The sequence below is a fragment of the Chromobacterium sp. CV08 genome (genome assembly GCF_051129845.1).
GTDB lineage: Bacteria > Pseudomonadota > Gammaproteobacteria > Burkholderiales > Chromobacteriaceae > Chromobacterium.
Genome location: NZ_CP150453.1, coordinates 4,139,134 through 4,154,332, shown reverse-complemented (window position 1 = coordinate 4,154,332; position 15,199 = coordinate 4,139,134). Strand labels below are relative to the sequence as shown.

Below are 15,199 nucleotides of genomic sequence, written 5' to 3'. Positions count from 1 at the left end.
ATACGGTCGAGCCGCTTGACCAAGATCCGGACCACCGGACGAAGCAAGAGGAATGGAGCGTGAGAACCACACCTAGGGTGGAGGAGTGGCTGGGTTTCCTGGCGTTTATCGCCGGTGTGGCCTTGTGGCCGCGCCAGCCGCAGGCGGCATTGTCGCTGGCCAGTTTCGCGCCGCACGGCCTGTTGTGCCGGCAATGGCTGGCGCACGGCGCGCGGCGCGGCTGGTGGTGGCCGCTGGCGGCCGCGGCTGCGGCCGCCGCCGTCGCGCCGCCGCTGTGGGCATTATTGCTGGGGGCATCGTTGTATCTGCTGCTGCCCGGTCTGCATTTGAGCGGCCTGCTGGGCGCCCGGCTGCGCCCGGCCACGCCGGGCGAGCTGCGCCGCCTGCTGCTGGCCTTGATCGCCTATCCGGCGTTGCCGGCCGGCGCCTTGCTCGGCGTTTACGCCTGGCTGGCCGGCTATCATGCGATCACGCCGTGGTCGTGGGCCTGGCAGTGCTGGGCGGCGGTCAGCTCCGCGCTCTTCCTGTGCGCGCCTCTGGCCTGGCCGCAGAAGCCGGCGCTGGCGACGCGGTTGGAGCTGGGGCTGATCCTGGCGCTGGTGGCCGGCGCGGCGGCCCTGCTGCTGTCCGGCGACACGCCGCTGAACATTCCCAGCCAGCTCCTGCTGTTCCCGTTCATCCTGTGGGCGGCCTGCCGCACCGGCCTCGAAGGCGCCGCGCTGACGGCCGGCATGGTGTCGCTGGCGCTGTCGCTGGCCGCGCCGCCGCATGCCGGCGTAGGCAACGCGTCCACCGATCTGCTGCTGGCGCTGGCGCTGAACGTGTCCGGCCTGCTGGTGGCGATACTGATGGACGGCCACCGCGCCGACGAGGCGGCGCTGCGCACCTTCCAGGCGCGCATCGAGTCGCTGGTCAACAACAGTCCGACGATGATGTCGCTGAAGGACATGGACGGCCGCTACCTGCTGGTCAACGCCGCCTACGCGCGCCGGGTCGGCGTGCCGGTCCACGCGCTGTCGGGGCAGAGGCCGGAGGACGTGTTCGACGCCGCCGACGCCGAGCAGATCCGCCAGCAGGACCAGCAGGTGCTGAATCTGCTGGCGCCGCGCCAGTTCGACGAGCATTTCAGCCTCAACGGCGTCGAAACCTATCTGCTGGCGTCCAAGTTCCCCTTGTTCGACGCAGAGGGCAGGCCGGCCGGCGTCGGCAGCGTCGACACCGACATCACCGCCAGCCGGCGCGAGCAGAAGGCCAAGCGCGAGGCCGAGGAGCGCTATCTGGCGCTGGTCGAGCAGTCTCTGGTCGGCATCTACATCCTGCAGGATGAACGGCTGGTCTACGTCAATCCCAAGCTGGCCGACATCATGGGCTATCCGCCGGAGGAGATGACCGGCATGACGATGGGCCAGGTGCTGGTGCCGGGCGAGGCCAACCGGCTGCGCCAGCAGTTGCTGCGGCGCTTCCGCGACAATATCGCGGTGATGCACTACTCCACCCGCGGTCTGCGCAAGGACGGCGTGGTGGTGGACATGGAGGTGCACAGCAGGCTGTTCGAGTTGGAGGGGCGCAAGGCGGTGATAGGCGTCGTGATGGACATCTCCGAGCGGCTGCTGGCCGACACCAATCTGAGGCTGGCCGCCAAGGTGTTCGAGAATTCGGCCGAGGGCATCCTGATCCTGGACGCCGGCGCCCGCATCATCGCCGTCAACGACGCGTTCTCCCGCATCACCGGCTATGGCGAGGAGGAGACGCTGGGCAAGCTGTCGCGGATATTCAGCCCGGATCAGAGCGAGCGGCAGGCGATGCAGCAGGCGCTGGCCGGCAGCGGGCACTGGCACGGCGAGATGCGGGACCGGCGCAAGAACGGCGAGTGGTATCCGGCCGAGCTGGCCATCTCGGCGCTGCGCGACGAGGACGAGCAGATCTGCAACTATGTGGCGGTGTTCTCCGACATCACCCAGCGCAAGGAGGCCGAGGCGCGGCTGCAGTTCCTGGCCAACCACGACCCGCTGACCGGCCTGCCCAACCGCAGCAGCCTGACCGCGCAGCTGGACGAGGCGCTGGGACGGATGGCCGGCGGGGGCGGCCGGCTGGCGGTGATGTTCATCGACCTGGACCGCTTCAAGCTGATCAACGACTCCTTCGGCCATCAGGCCGGCGATCAGCTCTTGTGCGAGATCGCGCGCCGGCTGGACAGGGTGGTCGGCGAGCGCGGCATGCTGGCGCGGCTCGGCGGCGACGAATTCACGCTGCTGATGAGCGGTTTCGACGGCCACCCGCAACTGGCCGGCATGGCGTCAGACATCCTGGCCGAGCTGGGCCGGCCGCTGACGCTGGAGGCGCACGAGGTCTTCATCACCGGCAGCATAGGCATCAGCGTGTTTCCGCACGACGGCCGCGACGCGCGCACGCTGCTGAAGAACGCCGACGTGGCGATGTACCGCGCCAAGGACGCCGGCAAGAACACCTACCAGTTCTTCGACGTCGGCATGAACACCCAGACCTTCGAACGGCTGCTGCTGGAGAACGGCTTGCGCCAGGCCTTGGAGCGCGGCGAGTTCGAGCTGCACTACCAGCCGCAGCTGAACGCGGAGACGCGGGCGCTGGAGGGGGCCGAGGCGCTGTTGCGCTGGCGCCATCCGCAACTGGGTCTGGTGCCGCCGGTGCGTTTCATCTCGCTGGCCGAGGAGACCGGACTGATCAAGCCGATAGGCGACTGGGTGCTGCGCGAAGCCTGCCGCCAGCTGGCGGCCTGGGACGCCGCCGGGCTGGCGGTGCCGAGGCTGGCCGTCAATCTGTCGCCGCGCCAGTTCGGCCAGCCGTCGCTGCCGGCCAAGGTGGCCGGCGCCTTGCAGGCGGCCGGTCTCGCCGCCGAGCGGCTGGAACTGGAGATCACCGAGAGCATGATCATGCAGAGTCCGACCGAGGCGGTCAGCCTGTTGTCGGAGTTGAAGGCGCTGGGCGTGTGGCTGTCGATAGACGACTTTGGCACCGGCTATTCGTCGCTGTCCCACCTGAAGCGCTTCCCGCTGGACACGCTGAAGATAGACCAGTCCTTCGTCGACGGTCTGCCGGACGACGAGGACAACGCGGCGATCGCCGAGGCCATCCTGGCGATGGCCAGGAAGCTGAAGTTCCACGTGGTGGCCGAGGGGGTGGAGAACGAGGAGCAGGCGGCCTTCCTGCAGAGCAAGGGCTGCCACACGCTGCAGGGCTACCACTTCAGCCGGCCGCTGCCGGCGGCGGCCTTCTTCGCGCTGGCCGAGGACTGGCGGCGCGCGGCCCTGCCGGTCTGAACAGGCTCCGGGCGGGCGCCGCGCTGGGCCGGCGGGCGGCTTGCGGCTACAATGGCGGGAATTGAGCATTCGAGACATCCCCGCCATGAGCAACAAACGCCTGATACACGGCTTCCACGCCATCAACGCCCGCCTGTGGCAGAACCCGAAGAGCCTGCTGGAGATCTGGCTGGCCGGCGGCCGCCACGACGCCCGCGCCAAGGCGGTGCTGGACAAGGCCGGCGAGGAAAAGGTCAAGCTGCACATCGTCGACAAGGAGCGGCTGGACAGCATGAGCGGCAACGCGCGCCACCAGGGCGTGGTGGCGATGATAGACGCCAGCATGAACTACGTGGACCTCGACGACGTGCTGGAAAACCTGTCCGAGCCGCCGCTGCTGCTGATCCTGGACGGCGTCACCGACCCGCACAATCTGGGCGCCTGCCTGCGCGTCGCCGACGCGATGGGCGCGCACGCGGTGATCGCGCCTAAGGACCGCTCGGCCACGCTGAACGCGACGGTGTCCAAGGTGGCCTGCGGCGCCGCCGAGGTGGTGCCCTACATCACCGTCACCAATCTGGCGCGCACGTTGCGCGACCTGAAGGACGCCGGCGTGTGGATCGCCGGCACGACGATGGAGGCCGACACCGACCTCTACCACTTCGAGGCCTCCGGTCCGCTGGCCTGGGTGATGGGCGCCGAGGGTGAGGGCATGCGACGGCTGACGCGCGAGCATTGCGACGTGCTGGTGTCGATACCGATGTTCGGCACGGTGGAAAGCCTGAACGTGTCTGTGTCGTCCGGCATGGTGCTGTCGGAAAGCCGCCGCCAGCGGGTGCTGAAGGCAGGCTGAGCGTATCGTCCGCCGCGAGAAAAGGCCGCGTCAGCGGCCTTTTTCAATCCTGCCCGCCCAGCGTTTCCCGCGTCAGCGCCAGCCAGGCGCGCGCCGCGTGCGACAGATAGGCGCCGCGCTGCCAGATCAGCGCCAGGTGCCAGTACAGCTTGTTGTCGTATAGCGGAATCACATCGTACTGCTCCGGGCTCAGCCGGGCGACGATGCAGCGCGGCAGCATCGTGATGCCCAGATTGGCGGCGACCAGCTCGACGATGAAGTCCCAGTGCGCGCTGCGGCCGACGATGTTCGGCGTCTTGCCCAGCTCGCGGAAGGCGTCGCCGATGCGGCGGCTCAGCGTGAAGTCGTCCGGATACAGCACCAGCGGCTGGTCGGCGATGTCGGCCAGCTGCACCAGCGACTTGCCGTGCCAGCGCGAGCCGGCCGGCGCCACCAGGCACAGCGGATCGCGCACCACCGAATAGTGGTCGAATTCCTGGCCGTCCACCGGCAGCACCGCCACGCCTATCTCCAGTTCGCCGCCGCGGATGCGGCTCTCTATGCCCAGCGCGCCGTCCTCCACCATCTTCAGCTCTATCTGCGGATAGCGGCGGCGGTAATGGCTGACCACCGGCGCGAAGAAGGCGACGCCGACCATAGGCGGCAGGCCGACCACCAGCTCGCCGCGGCTCAGCGAGGCGAGGTCGGCCAGCTCGTGCTTCAACTGGTTCATCGCCGACAGCACGTCCAGGCCGCGTTCGTAGGTGACGCGGCCGGCGTCGGTCAGCCGGAAGCTGCGGCCCTCGCGCAGAATCAGCGGCATGGCCAGTTCTTCCTCCAGCTGTTTCACCATCTTGCTGATCGTCGGCTGGGTGACGAACAGCGCGTCGGCGGCGCGGGTGAAGCTCTGGCATTTGACCAGTTCGACGAAGTAGCGCAGCGCGCGTATGTCCATATGCATTCCTGATTGGAATCGTATTGATAATTTTAATTCATTTTTAGAATGAATGCCGGCTGGCTATACTCGGTTCCACTCCTTAAGTTGATGGAAGCCGATCATGGCCCGCCTGTTTCGCCGCCTGTCGCAGCCGCTGCAAACCGTCTCACAGGTTGTGCTGCTGAGCCTGGTGTGGCTGGCGGCCAGCCAGCTGAGCCAGCGCTTCCTGCCTGCTCTGCCGGCCGGCGTGCTGGGCATGTTGCTGGTGCTGGCCGGCCTGTGGTCGGGCCTGCTGCCGGTGGCCTGGTTCCGTCACGGCGCGCGTTGGCTGCTGGCCGAGATGCTGTTGTTCTTCATCCCGGCCGTGGTGGCGGTGGTGCAGTATCCGCAGGTGATCGCCTCCGCCGGCGCCAAGCTGCTGCTGGTGATCGTCGCCTCCACCGCGCTGGTGATGGCGGTGACCGCGCTGGTCGTCGATGCGTGCTACCGCCTGGAAATCAGGATGCGTCGCCGCGGCGGCAAGCGCAAGGCCGGAATGGGAGCGGAAGTCCATGGAGCATGAAATCGCCTTGATCTCCTTCGTACTCACCGTGGTGTTGTACTGGGTGGTCAAGAAGTATTACCTGAAGACGCGCAGCTGGTGGAGCACGCCGATACTGGCGGTGCCGCTGCTGATCATCGGCCTGGTGGTGCTGGCGCGGGTGCCGTACCAGACCTACTTCGCCGATACGCGTTGGCTGACCTGGCTGCTGGGTCCGGCGACGGTGGCGTTCGCGGTGCCGATCTACGAGCAGCGCGCGCTGATACGCAAGCACTGGCTGGCCCTGGGCTGCGGCGTGCTGGCGGCGATCCCGGCGGCCGTGCTCAGCACGGTGGCGCTGGCGCGCTGGCTGGACCTGCCGGAACTGATGCAGAAGAGCCTGGCGCCGAGATCGATCAGCACGCCGTTCGCGCTGGCGGCCTCCCACACGCTGGGCGGCTCGGCCGACCTGACCGCGCTCTTCGTCGTCGTGACCGGCGTGTGCGGCATGATGCTGGGCCAGCTGATGCTGGCGCTGCTGCCGATACGCTCTGCGCTGGCCAGGGGGGCGCTGTTCGGCGCCGCCGCCCACGCGGCGGGTACGGCCAAGGCGGCCGAAATCGGCGCCGAGGAAGGCGTGGTGGCCAGTTTGACGATGATGCTGGCCGGCGTGGCGACGGTATTCGCCGCGCCGCTGATCAGCGGCTGGATCTGAAGATTTTGTTGTGACCTGATCACCGGTGGGATGGTGGTCAGAGGGTTTCTCCTCTTCCCAAACGAGCGTTGATTTAAGGCCGATCCTTGTTGGATCGGCCATTTTTTTTGGCCGCGTGGTCGTAATCCTGGCTGTGGCCGTGGTTGTCCTGGCCGAAAGGCGTGTGGCAGACGCAGGGCGCGCCCTCGGCCGCTTCGACCAGCGTCTGCAGGATGCCGCAGTCGGCCGCGGCGTGGTGTTCGTGGCATTTGTCGCGCAGCGCCAGCAACTGCCGTTCCAGCAGCCGCAAGGCCTCCACCTGCTGGTGCACCTTGGCGATCTGCTGGTCTATCAGCAGATTGATGTCCTCGCAGTCGTGCTCGTGGTCGGCCTTGAATGCCGCCAGGTTGCGGATGTCGGCCAGCGACATGCCCAGCGAGCGGCAATGCAGGACGAAGTTCAGTTCGCCCAGCTGTTCGGCGGTGTAGCGGCGATAGCCGGAAGCCGAGCGCTGCGGCGCCGACAGCAGGCCCTCGCGCTCGTAATAGCGTATGGTTTCGACGTCGCAGCCGGTCTGCCGCGCCAACTCTCCGATCAACATGCCATACCTCCGATCGATATCGCTTGACCCTGTAGTGACTACAGGGTTTCTAATGTGCCCAGATTAGCAATGGAGGCGCATATGTCAAGCGCGACGCGTTATCGCAAGGCTGCACTGCCGCAGCAGAGCCCGCAACATGCCCATGGCGGCGATTGCTGCCCGGCCAGGGCCGAGGCGGCGTTGGCCCTGGACGGCAAGGAGCCGCGGATGCACCGGCATGCCGACGGCCACGACCACCGGCATGGCGCAGCCTGCGGCCATGCGCATGATCACGAGCATGCCGCGCCGACCGCCGTGCAACTGGGAGAGGGCAAGGGCGCCAAGCGATCGCGGCTGCAGATCCAGGCGATGGACTGTCCGACCGAGGCCAGGCTGATAGAGAAGGCGCTGGCCGGCATGGCCGGCGTCGTGGCGCTGGAGTTCAACTTCATCGAGCGCGTGCTGCTGCTGCGCCACGACCTGCCGCAGCTGGACGGCGTCAAGAATGCCATCGCCAAGGTGGGCATGCAGGCGGTGGAACTGGACGACGGCGCCGAAGCGGCCGCGCCGCAGGCGGCGAGCCGCCGCGCCAATCTGCTGCTGGCCGCGTCCGGCCTGACGGCGGCGGCGGCCGAGGCGGCCGCCTGGAGCCTCGGCGACGGCAAGCCCGCGGTGGCGGCGCTGGCTCTGGGCTCGATTCTGCTGGCCGGCATCCCGACGTTGAAGAAGGGCTGGATCGCGCTGTCCAGCCGTACCTTGAACATCCATTTCCTGATGTCTGTGGCGGTCATCGGCGCGATGTTGATCGGCCAGTGGCCGGAGGCGGCGATGGTCTTGTTCCTGTTCGCCATCGCCGAGCGGCTGGAGGCGATGTCGCTGGCCAAGGCCGGCGAGGCGGTGCGCGCGCTGATGGCGCTGGCGCCGGAAACGGCCTGGGTGGCCGACGGCGCCGGCTGGCGCGAGACACAGGCCGCCGACGTCGCGGTCGGCAGCCGGGTGCGGGTGCGTCCCGGCGAGCGCGTGCCGCTGGACGGCGGCATCGTGGACGGCCACAGCAGCTTCAACGAGGCCAGCATCACCGGCGAGAGCCTGCCGGTGGACAAGGGACCGCGGGACGCGGTGTTCGCCGGCAGCATCAACGGCAGCGGCGTGATCGTGATCGAAACGACGGCGCCGGCGTCCGGCTCGGTGCTGGCGCGCATCATCGCCACCGTCCGCGACGCCCAGGCGTCGAAGGCGCCGACGCAGCGTTTCATCGACCGCTTCGCCGCGGTCTACACCCCGGTGGTGCTGGCGCTGGCGCTGGTCTTCGCCGCGGCCGCGCCACTGCTGGGCCTGATGCCCTGGCATCAGGCCGTCTACAGCGCGCTGGTGATGCTGGTGATCGCCTGCCCGTGCGCGCTGGTGATCGCGACGCCGGTGACCGTGGTCAGCGCGCTGGCCTCGGCCGCGCGCCATGGCCTGCTGGTCAAGGGCGGCGCGCCGCTGGAGATGGCGGCCCGCATCGACACCGTCTGTTTCGACAAGACCGGCACGCTGACCCGCGGCGAGCCGCGCGTCACCCGCGTGATCGCGCTGGACGGCGGCGGCGAGGACGCGGTGCTGGCCCGGGCGGCGGCGCTGGACGCCCATTCCACCCACCCGCTGGCGCGGGCGGTGCTGGACGAGGCGGCGCGCCGCAAGGTGGCGGCGCCGTCGGCCGCGCAGGTCGGCGAGCTGATCGGCCGCGGCGTCGGCGGCCGCGTAGACGGGCGTGCGCTGCAACTGGGCAGCCGCCGCCTGGCGGAGGAACAGGGCGCGCTGTCGCCGCAGCTGGAACAGACGCTGCAAGCGCTGGACGTCGCCGGCGAGGGGGCGCTTATCCTGCTGGACGGCGAGCGGGCGCTGGGCGTGCTGGCGGTGGCCGACCAGGTGCGGCCGGAAGCGGCCGGGACCATCGTCAGGTTGAACCGTCTCGGCGTGCGCTCGGTGATGCTCAGCGGCGACAGCCCGCAGACGGTGCGCGCGGTGGCGAGCCTGACCGGCGTTTCCGCCGCCCACGGCGGCCTGCTGCCGCAGGACAAGCTGCGCTTCATCGAGGAGCTGCAGGGGGACGGCAAGGTGGCGATGGTCGGCGACGGCGTCAACGACGCGCCGGCGCTGGCCCGGGCCGATCTGGGCATCGCGATGGGCGCGGCCGGTTCCGACAGCGCGCTGGAGACCGCCGGCGTCGTGCTGATGGACGACAGGCTGTCGCGGCTGGCCGACCTGATCGCGCACGCCCGGCGCAGCGCGCGGGTGCTGAAGTTCAATATCGCCGTCGCGCTCGGCATCAAGCTGGTGTTTTTCGGCCTGGCGCTGGCCGGCGTGGCCAGCCTGTGGATGGCGGTGTTCGCCGACGTCGGCACCAGCCTGATCGTCATCGCCAACGGCCTGAGACTGGCGCGGCGGATTTAACGCCTGGCCAAGCCTTGGATCGGCATCGGGCGTAGGTCTTGGGGGGATCCAGGCCTACGCCTTTCGCTTTGTAATCGGTCTGCTGGATTGCGCCTAGGCGTAGGTATCGATATTGCCGCCCTTGCTTGGCTGGCTGCCGGCCGGGGCGGAGGCCTGCTGCATCTTCTGCAGCGGGCTGAGGTTTCGATTGCCGCTTTGCTGCTGCAGCAGCTGCGACCGCGCCTGCTGCTCCATCTGCGAGGCCTCGGCCGCCACCGCACGGTCCTGGCCGGACGGATCGGACGGCGCCAGCGCGGCGGCGCGCACCGTCTGGGCGTTCTGTATCGTTTCCTGCGGCGTGTTGCCCTGGCTCAGCCGGATCGGCACCTCGCCGCCTATCGCGTACTGCTTGCCGTCCGGCCCCTGCTGGTAGGTGAAGCTGGCCGCGCCGGCCAGCGTGCCGCCGGCGGCCTGGTGGGCGGCCTCGTGGCGGCGCACGTCGGTGTCGCGCGACTTCAGCTCCTCCACTTCCTTTTGCTGCGCGTCGTTCAGCGGCTTGCCGTCCGGCGCCTTCGGCGCGGCGGCATTGGTCTGCGCTTGGGTCTGTGATGGGGTTTGCGCATTGCCTGAGCCGTTCTGGCCGGAGGCGTCGTTGCCGGTCTTGTCACCGGCCGAGGCGGGCGCGGGCGCGTTGCCGGTCTGGGCGGAAGAGGCCGGGCCGGCGGAAGAAACGGCGGCGGCCTGCGAGCGCAAGGCTTGGCAGGCGGGACACTGGCAATTGGCGCCATGCATGCTGAATCCGTAGCTGGAATAGCCGCCGGCTACACTGGAAATGGACATGGAACGCGTTCCTCTGTCCATCCAGTATAGAAGCGCCTGCCCGCTATTCCAATGGCCGTGGCAGAATGTCCGCTTATACATATTGCAGGAGCAGACGATGAGCGAAGAGGCCCAGGGGCAAAGAGAGCTGGTGATGTCGGTGCTGATGACGCCGGACATGGCCAATTTCTCCGGCAACGTCCATGGCGGCGTGTTGCTGAAGTTGCTGGACCAGGTGGCCTACGCCTGCGCCAGCCGCTACGCCGGCTGTTACGTGGTGACGCTGTCGGTGGACCAGGTGCTGTTCAAGCAGCCGATACACGTCGGCGAGCTGGTGACCTTCCTGGCCAGCGTCAACCACGTCGGCCGCACCTCGATGGAGGTCGGCATCAAGGTGGTGGCCGAAAACGTCCAGCAGCGCAGCCAGCGGCACACCAACAGCTGCTATTTCACGATGGTGGCCTACCAGGACGGCAAGCCGGTGGCGGTGCCGACGCTGGTGCTGGAAACCGAGGAGCAGCGCCAGCGTTTCCGCGCCGCCGAGATCCGCAAGCAGCTGCGCATCGAGCTGCAGCAGCGCAAGGACGCCGGTCGGTGAGGCCGGAGGCAGGCCCCGGCGCGGCGGCGTCCTTTCCCCCGTCGGGATCGATGTACACGCTGGTCCACCGCGATCCCCGTTTCTACCTGGTCGACAAGCATCCCGGCGTCGGCTTCCATCGCGAAGGCGAGGAGCCGGGCCTGATGGACGCGCTGCGCGCCGGCCTCGGCGACGAGGCGCTGTGGCCGGTGCACAGGCTGGACCGCATCACGTCCGGCCTGATCCTGGTGGCGCGCTCGGCCGAGGCGGCGCGGCGGTTCGGCGACGCGCTGGCGGCGCGCGAGGTCGAAAAATACTATCTGGCGCTATCGGACCGCAAGCCGCTGAAAAAGCAGGGCCGCGTCGCCGGCGACATGGAAAAGGGCAGGGGCGGCGCCTGGCGCCTGACGGCGGGCCGGGACAATCCGGCCGTCACGCAGTTCTTCAGCTATTCGTTGCAGCCGGGAATCCGGTTGTTCCTGCTGCGGCCGCGCACCGGCAAGACCCACCAGCTGCGAGTGGCGATGAAGTCGCAGGGCGCGCCGATACTGGGCGACGCGCTGTACGGCGGCAGTGCGGCCGACCGCGGCTATCTGCACGCCTACGCCTTGCGTTTCGAACTGGACGGCGAGCGTTTCGTCTTCGTCCGTCCGCCGTCCGCCGGCGAATGGTTCGCGGCGGAGCCGTGCCGGGCCAGGCTGGCCGAACTGGCCGAGCCGTGGGCGCAGCCGTGGCCGGACGCCTGAGCGTTTACGCGGCGACGGCGGATTCGACCGGGAAGCGGGCGATGGCGATCTGGTGGCGGCGGCACAGTTCGGCGAAGGCGTCGCCGGCCAGGTAGTCGAACTCGCGGCCGCGGCAGGCGGCGATGGGGTCGTCGGCGTCGCTTGCCGGCAGGCCGGGGTGGCACATGATCAGCGCCCGGTCCGGACAGCGGGCCAGCCAGGCCTGCATCAGGCCGGCGAAGTCGGCCTGCGGCGTCAGCGAGTACATGCCGCCGAACCACGGCGTGGTGGCGAAGCCGCGCTCATGCGCCTGCTCGCCGAAATTGATGCAGACGCTGCGCAGCACCAGCGATTTGAGCCGGTTGTCGCCGGGATGGCCCAGCCTGTCCGGCGAACGCAGGTAGGGCAGCGGATTCTGCTGCCAGCGGCGTTGGATCGCGTCGAACAGCGCTTCGCGTATCACCGGCAGCGCGTGCACATGCTGGTGGCCGTCGACGAAGTCCGGCAAGCGGCCGAAGTGTTCGGCGAAGCGGTCTATCTGCGACAGCGCCTCGTCGCGCAGCGCCGCCTGCGACAGCTGGCGCAGCTGGCTCTTCATCAGCCAGTGCGACAGCGGCTTGGCCGGCGCGCCGAAGGCGTGGGTCAGATTGAAATGCAGGCCGACATCGACGCGATCGGCCCGCGCCTCAATCTCGCCAGCCAGCTCCGGCCAGAGCGGGGACTGGCTGAGCACGCTGGTGGCGGACAGGCGGCCGGCGTCGATCAATTGCAGGATGCCGGCGCTGATGCTGCCGGACTGGGCGAAGTCGTCGGCGCAGAGTGTCAATCGTTTTGTCATGGACGGTATGACTACGGCCTGAGGCAAAAGTTTAGCGGGCGCCGCCGGGCCATCGTTAATTTGTTTGCGGCGCCGAGGCGAAGGCCCACAGCTTGCCCAGCGCGAAGGTCAGCGCGGCGACGCCGAACAGCACGATGGCCAGCGAGATCCGGTAGTCGAGCGGCGCGTAGCGCAGCAGCAGGAAATAGGCCGCCTCGTTGACGCAGAAGCTCAGGCAGGACACGCCGAAAAAGCGCGGCAGTGCCTGGCGGTGCGGCACGTGGCGCGCCTCGAAGGTGAAATGGCGGTGGCCCCAGTAGCTGATCTGGAAGGCGCCGAGGAAGCCCAGCACATTGGCGATCAGCGGCGGCACGCCCAGCGGCACCAGCGCCAGCGTCACCAGCGCGAAATGCAGCAGCATCGCCGACACGCCGACGACGCCGAACCAGAACAGTTGCCGGCTCATGCTTGCGCGTCGTCCCTGGGCTTGCTGATGCGGCTGATCAGATAGGTCGGACGGCCCTTGACCTCGTTGAAGATGCGGCCGACGTACTCGCCGAGTATGCCGATGGACAGCAGCTGCACGCCGCCGAGGAAGGTGACGGCGACGACCAGCGTCGGCCAGCCGCTGACCGGGTTGCCGAACAGCAGCGTGTGCACCAGTTCCCACAGCGCGTAGCCTATCGACAGCAAGGAGATCACGCAGCCTATCAGCGTCCAGATGCGCAGCGGCATATTGGAGAACGAGGTCAGGCCGGTCAGGCCCAGGCCCAGCAGGCTGCGGAAATTGAAGCTGCTCTTGCCGGCGCGCCGCTCCTGCGTCTGCGTTTCCATCGCCAGCTGGGTGAAGCCCACCCAGTTGTACAGGCCCTTCATGAAGCGGTTGCGTTCCGGCATCTGCCGCAGCGCCTCCAGTATGCTCTTGTCCAGCACCCGGAAGTCCTGGGTGTTCTCCGGAATCTTCAGCGGCGCGCCGGTGTTCAGCAGCGCGTAGAACACGCGGGTGAAGGCGCGCTTGGCCAGCGTCTCGTTGTCGCGGTTGGCGCGGACGCTATAGACCATGTCGTAGCCGTCGCGCCACTTGTCGAGGAAGATCGGCACCATTTCCGGCGGATGCTGGAAGTCGCCGTCTATCAGCACCGCCACGTCGCCGGAGATATTGTCTATGCCGGCGGTCAGTGCGATTTCCTTGCCGAAGTTGCGCGACAGCTGGATCAGCGTCACCGGCAGCCGGGTGGCGGCCTCCAGCACCTTGGGCACGGTGTCGTCGCGGCTGCCGTCGTCGACGACGACGAGTTCGTGCCGATAGCCGCGCTCGGACAGCAGCCGGTGCAGCGTCTCCAGCATCGGCACGATGTTTTCCGACTCGTTGTAGGCCGGGATCAGGCAGCTGACCAGCGGGTCGGCCGGCCGTTCGGCGGCGTGCAGCGCCAGCAGATAGGGCGGGACGAAGCCGGGAGTGCGGGTGTCGGTCATGGTTCTGTCCGGAGTCAGTGGCCGGCGGCCGGTTTCAGCAACAGCATGCGGTCCTTCATCACCGGGAATTCGGCGGCGCGGACGTAGGCGGCGGCGATGGCCGGCGGCAGGCTGGCGTAGTCGCGCTGTTCGGTAGCGATCCAGCTGCCCGGATGGGCGCTGAGGAAGTCGACCAGCGCCTGGGGCCTGGCGGTGGTGCGCACCTTGCCCTGGCTGTAGAACTCGGCCGAGAATTCGCGACGACTGTCCCAGTACAATAGCATGGCGTCCGGCGACGGCTGCCGGGCCTTCCAGGCGGCGATCACCGGCTTCTGCGTGCGGAAGTAGCGGGCGCCGTCATGGCGCTGCAGGCCGATGGCGACCAGCACCAGGACGCCGGAGGCCAGCGCCAGCCAGGGCAGCGCGCGGCCGGCGCGCGGGCCGCGGTCGCGGCGCCACAGCTCGGCCATCAGCAAGGCCGCGCCGGGCAGCATAGGCAGCGAGTACGGGAAGATGATATTGCCGGACATCGTGAAGAACAGCAGCGTCATCACGGTCCACAGCGACAGATACAGCAGCCAGCCGTCGTTCTGGCCGGCGCGGACGATGGCCGGCAGCCGGCGCGCGCGGCAGGCCAGCCAGGCCAGCATCGCCAGCGACCACGGGAACAGCGCGCCCAGCGCGTACGGCCAGATCATGCCGCGCGGCGTGGCGTGGGCGAAGCCGTACTTGTCGCCCTTCCAGCCGGAGTCGAGGAAGCGGCTGACGTGTTCGCCCATGATGAAGTAGTCGAGGAAGCCCGGCGTGCGGATTTCGGCCCAGGCATACCACGGCACGGCGATGGCGGCGGCGAGCAGCGTGCCGGAAATCCACGGCAGCTCGCGCCACAGCCGCTTCCATTCATTGCGTATCAGCACCCAGAAGAATATCGGCATGCCGACCAGCACCACGTCCAGCGGCCCCTTGGCCAGCAGGCCCAGGCCCAGGCCGGCGAAGAAGGCGTAGCGCCAGATCCGTCCGCCGCCGTTCATCGCGTGCCAGAACGCCACCTGGCTCAGCGTGACGCAGAACATCAGCGACGGGTCGGTCATCACGGTGCCGGCTGCGCCGTAGAACAGCAGGCCGCCGGCCAGCATCAGCGCGGCGGCCATCGCGGCGTCGGCGCCGGCGCGGCGGCGCATCAGGCCGGCCGTCAGCCACAGCGTGGCCAGCGCCAGCAACAGCGCCGGCAGCCGGGCGGCCAGCTCGTTGACGCCGAAGACGCCCATGAAGGCGGCCGACAGCCAGGTGGACAGCGGCGGCTTGGCCCAGAACGGCACGCCGTAGTCGTGCAAAGGCGTCACCCAGTTGCCGGTTTCCAGCATCTTGCGGGCGATCTCGGCGTAACGCGCCTCGGTGGTGTCGGTCAGCGGGATCGCCCATAGCGCCAGCAGGCGGATGGCCAGCAGCGCCAGCAAGGCGTAGCCGGCGGTTTTCCGCCAGGAGGAGGTTGCAGCGTTAGTCATCCGTAATCTTGTTTTCAAACGGGGTACAGGATCGGCGCAAGGCTATCA

Annotated in this window: 14 protein-coding genes; 7 read left to right on the top strand and 7 right to left on the bottom strand. The window is 68.5% G+C overall.

Annotation, left to right across the window (positions count from 1 at the left end; genetic code table 11):
- The first annotated feature begins 59 nt into the window (after positions 1-59).
- Together WNM05_RS18875 and rlmB are read left to right on the top strand one after the other, a co-directional pair.
- Positions 60-3,296, top strand: a complete 3,237-nt coding sequence (locus tag WNM05_RS18875) for a sensor domain-containing protein (RefSeq protein ID WP_434629832.1) — start codon at positions 60-62, stop codon at positions 3,294-3,296.
- A gap of 85 nt (positions 3,297-3,381) precedes the next feature.
- Positions 3,382-4,128, top strand: coding sequence for a 23S rRNA (guanosine(2251)-2'-O)-methyltransferase RlmB (gene rlmB / locus WNM05_RS18870; RefSeq protein ID WP_434629829.1), 747 nt, complete (start codon positions 3,382-3,384; stop codon positions 4,126-4,128).
- Positions 4,129-4,171: 43 nt separating this feature from the next.
- On the opposite strand, the gene WNM05_RS18865 is transcribed toward rlmB, so the two are convergent.
- A complete protein-coding gene (locus WNM05_RS18865; protein WP_434629827.1) occupies positions 4,172-5,062 on the bottom strand; it encodes a LysR family transcriptional regulator in 891 nt (296 codons plus the stop codon).
- A gap of 103 nt (positions 5,063-5,165) precedes the next feature.
- Between WNM05_RS18865 and WNM05_RS18860 the strand changes: the two genes are divergently transcribed.
- Together WNM05_RS18860 and WNM05_RS18855 are read left to right on the top strand one after the other, a co-directional pair.
- Positions 5,166-5,606, top strand: coding sequence for a CidA/LrgA family protein (locus WNM05_RS18860; protein WP_434629824.1), 441 nt, complete (start codon positions 5,166-5,168; stop codon positions 5,604-5,606).
- Complete coding sequence (locus tag WNM05_RS18855) at positions 5,596-6,279, top strand: LrgB family protein (RefSeq protein ID WP_434629821.1); 684 nt, start codon at positions 5,596-5,598, stop codon at positions 6,277-6,279. The genes WNM05_RS18860 and WNM05_RS18855 overlap by 11 nt, the downstream gene beginning before the upstream one ends.
- Before the next feature lie 73 nt (positions 6,280-6,352).
- On the opposite strand, the gene WNM05_RS18850 is transcribed toward WNM05_RS18855, so the two are convergent.
- Positions 6,353-6,859, bottom strand: a complete 507-nt coding sequence (locus WNM05_RS18850; RefSeq protein ID WP_434629818.1) for a Cd(II)/Pb(II)-responsive transcriptional regulator — start codon at positions 6,857-6,859, stop codon at positions 6,353-6,355.
- Positions 6,860-6,940: 81 nt separating this feature from the next.
- Here WNM05_RS18850 and WNM05_RS18845 point away from each other — a divergent pair, with 81 nt between their 5' ends.
- Complete coding sequence (locus tag WNM05_RS18845) at positions 6,941-9,274, top strand: heavy metal translocating P-type ATPase (protein ID WP_434629816.1); 2,334 nt, start codon at positions 6,941-6,943, stop codon at positions 9,272-9,274.
- 93 nt (positions 9,275-9,367) lie between these two features.
- Here the strand turns inward: WNM05_RS18845 and WNM05_RS18840 are convergent, their stop codons facing one another.
- The gene (locus tag WNM05_RS18840; RefSeq protein ID WP_434629813.1) at positions 9,368-10,093 is read right to left on the bottom strand and encodes a putative metalloprotease CJM1_0395 family protein; all 726 of its coding nucleotides are present in this window, start codon (positions 10,091-10,093) and stop codon (positions 9,368-9,370) included.
- A 97-nt stretch (positions 10,094-10,190) separates the two neighbouring features.
- Here WNM05_RS18840 and WNM05_RS18835 point away from each other — a divergent pair, with 97 nt between their 5' ends.
- On the top strand, positions 10,191-10,670 hold the full coding sequence (locus tag WNM05_RS18835) for an acyl-CoA thioesterase (protein WP_434635169.1): 480 nt from the start codon (positions 10,191-10,193) through the stop codon (positions 10,668-10,670).
- A 50-nt stretch (positions 10,671-10,720) separates the two neighbouring features.
- Positions 10,721-11,395 (top strand): TIGR01621 family pseudouridine synthase, encoded by a 675-nt coding sequence (locus tag WNM05_RS18830; RefSeq protein ID WP_434635168.1) that lies wholly within the window; start codon positions 10,721-10,723, stop codon positions 11,393-11,395.
- A 4-nt stretch (positions 11,396-11,399) separates the two neighbouring features.
- On the opposite strand, the gene WNM05_RS18825 is transcribed toward WNM05_RS18830, so the two are convergent.
- Genes WNM05_RS18825 through WNM05_RS18810 form a run of 4 tightly spaced genes read right to left on the bottom strand, consistent with a single transcriptional unit; the run spans position 11,400 to position 15,151 of the window.
- Positions 11,400-12,212 carry a ChbG/HpnK family deacetylase gene (locus WNM05_RS18825; RefSeq protein WP_434629811.1) on the bottom strand — a complete coding sequence of 271 codons (813 nt, stop codon included), beginning with the start codon at positions 12,210-12,212 and terminating at the stop codon, positions 11,400-11,402.
- A gap of 55 nt (positions 12,213-12,267) precedes the next feature.
- Positions 12,268-12,657, bottom strand: a complete 390-nt coding sequence (locus tag WNM05_RS18820) for a GtrA family protein (RefSeq protein WP_434629808.1) — start codon at positions 12,655-12,657, stop codon at positions 12,268-12,270.
- Positions 12,654-13,667: a glycosyltransferase family 2 protein gene (locus WNM05_RS18815; RefSeq protein ID WP_434629805.1), complete on the bottom strand. Its 1,014-nt coding sequence runs from the start codon at positions 13,665-13,667 to the stop codon at positions 12,654-12,656. The genes WNM05_RS18820 and WNM05_RS18815 overlap by 4 nt, the downstream gene beginning before the upstream one ends.
- 14 nt (positions 13,668-13,681) lie before the next feature.
- Positions 13,682-15,151, bottom strand: a complete 1,470-nt coding sequence (locus WNM05_RS18810; RefSeq protein WP_434629802.1) for an ArnT family glycosyltransferase — start codon at positions 15,149-15,151, stop codon at positions 13,682-13,684.
- Positions 15,152-15,199 lie beyond the last annotated feature (48 nt).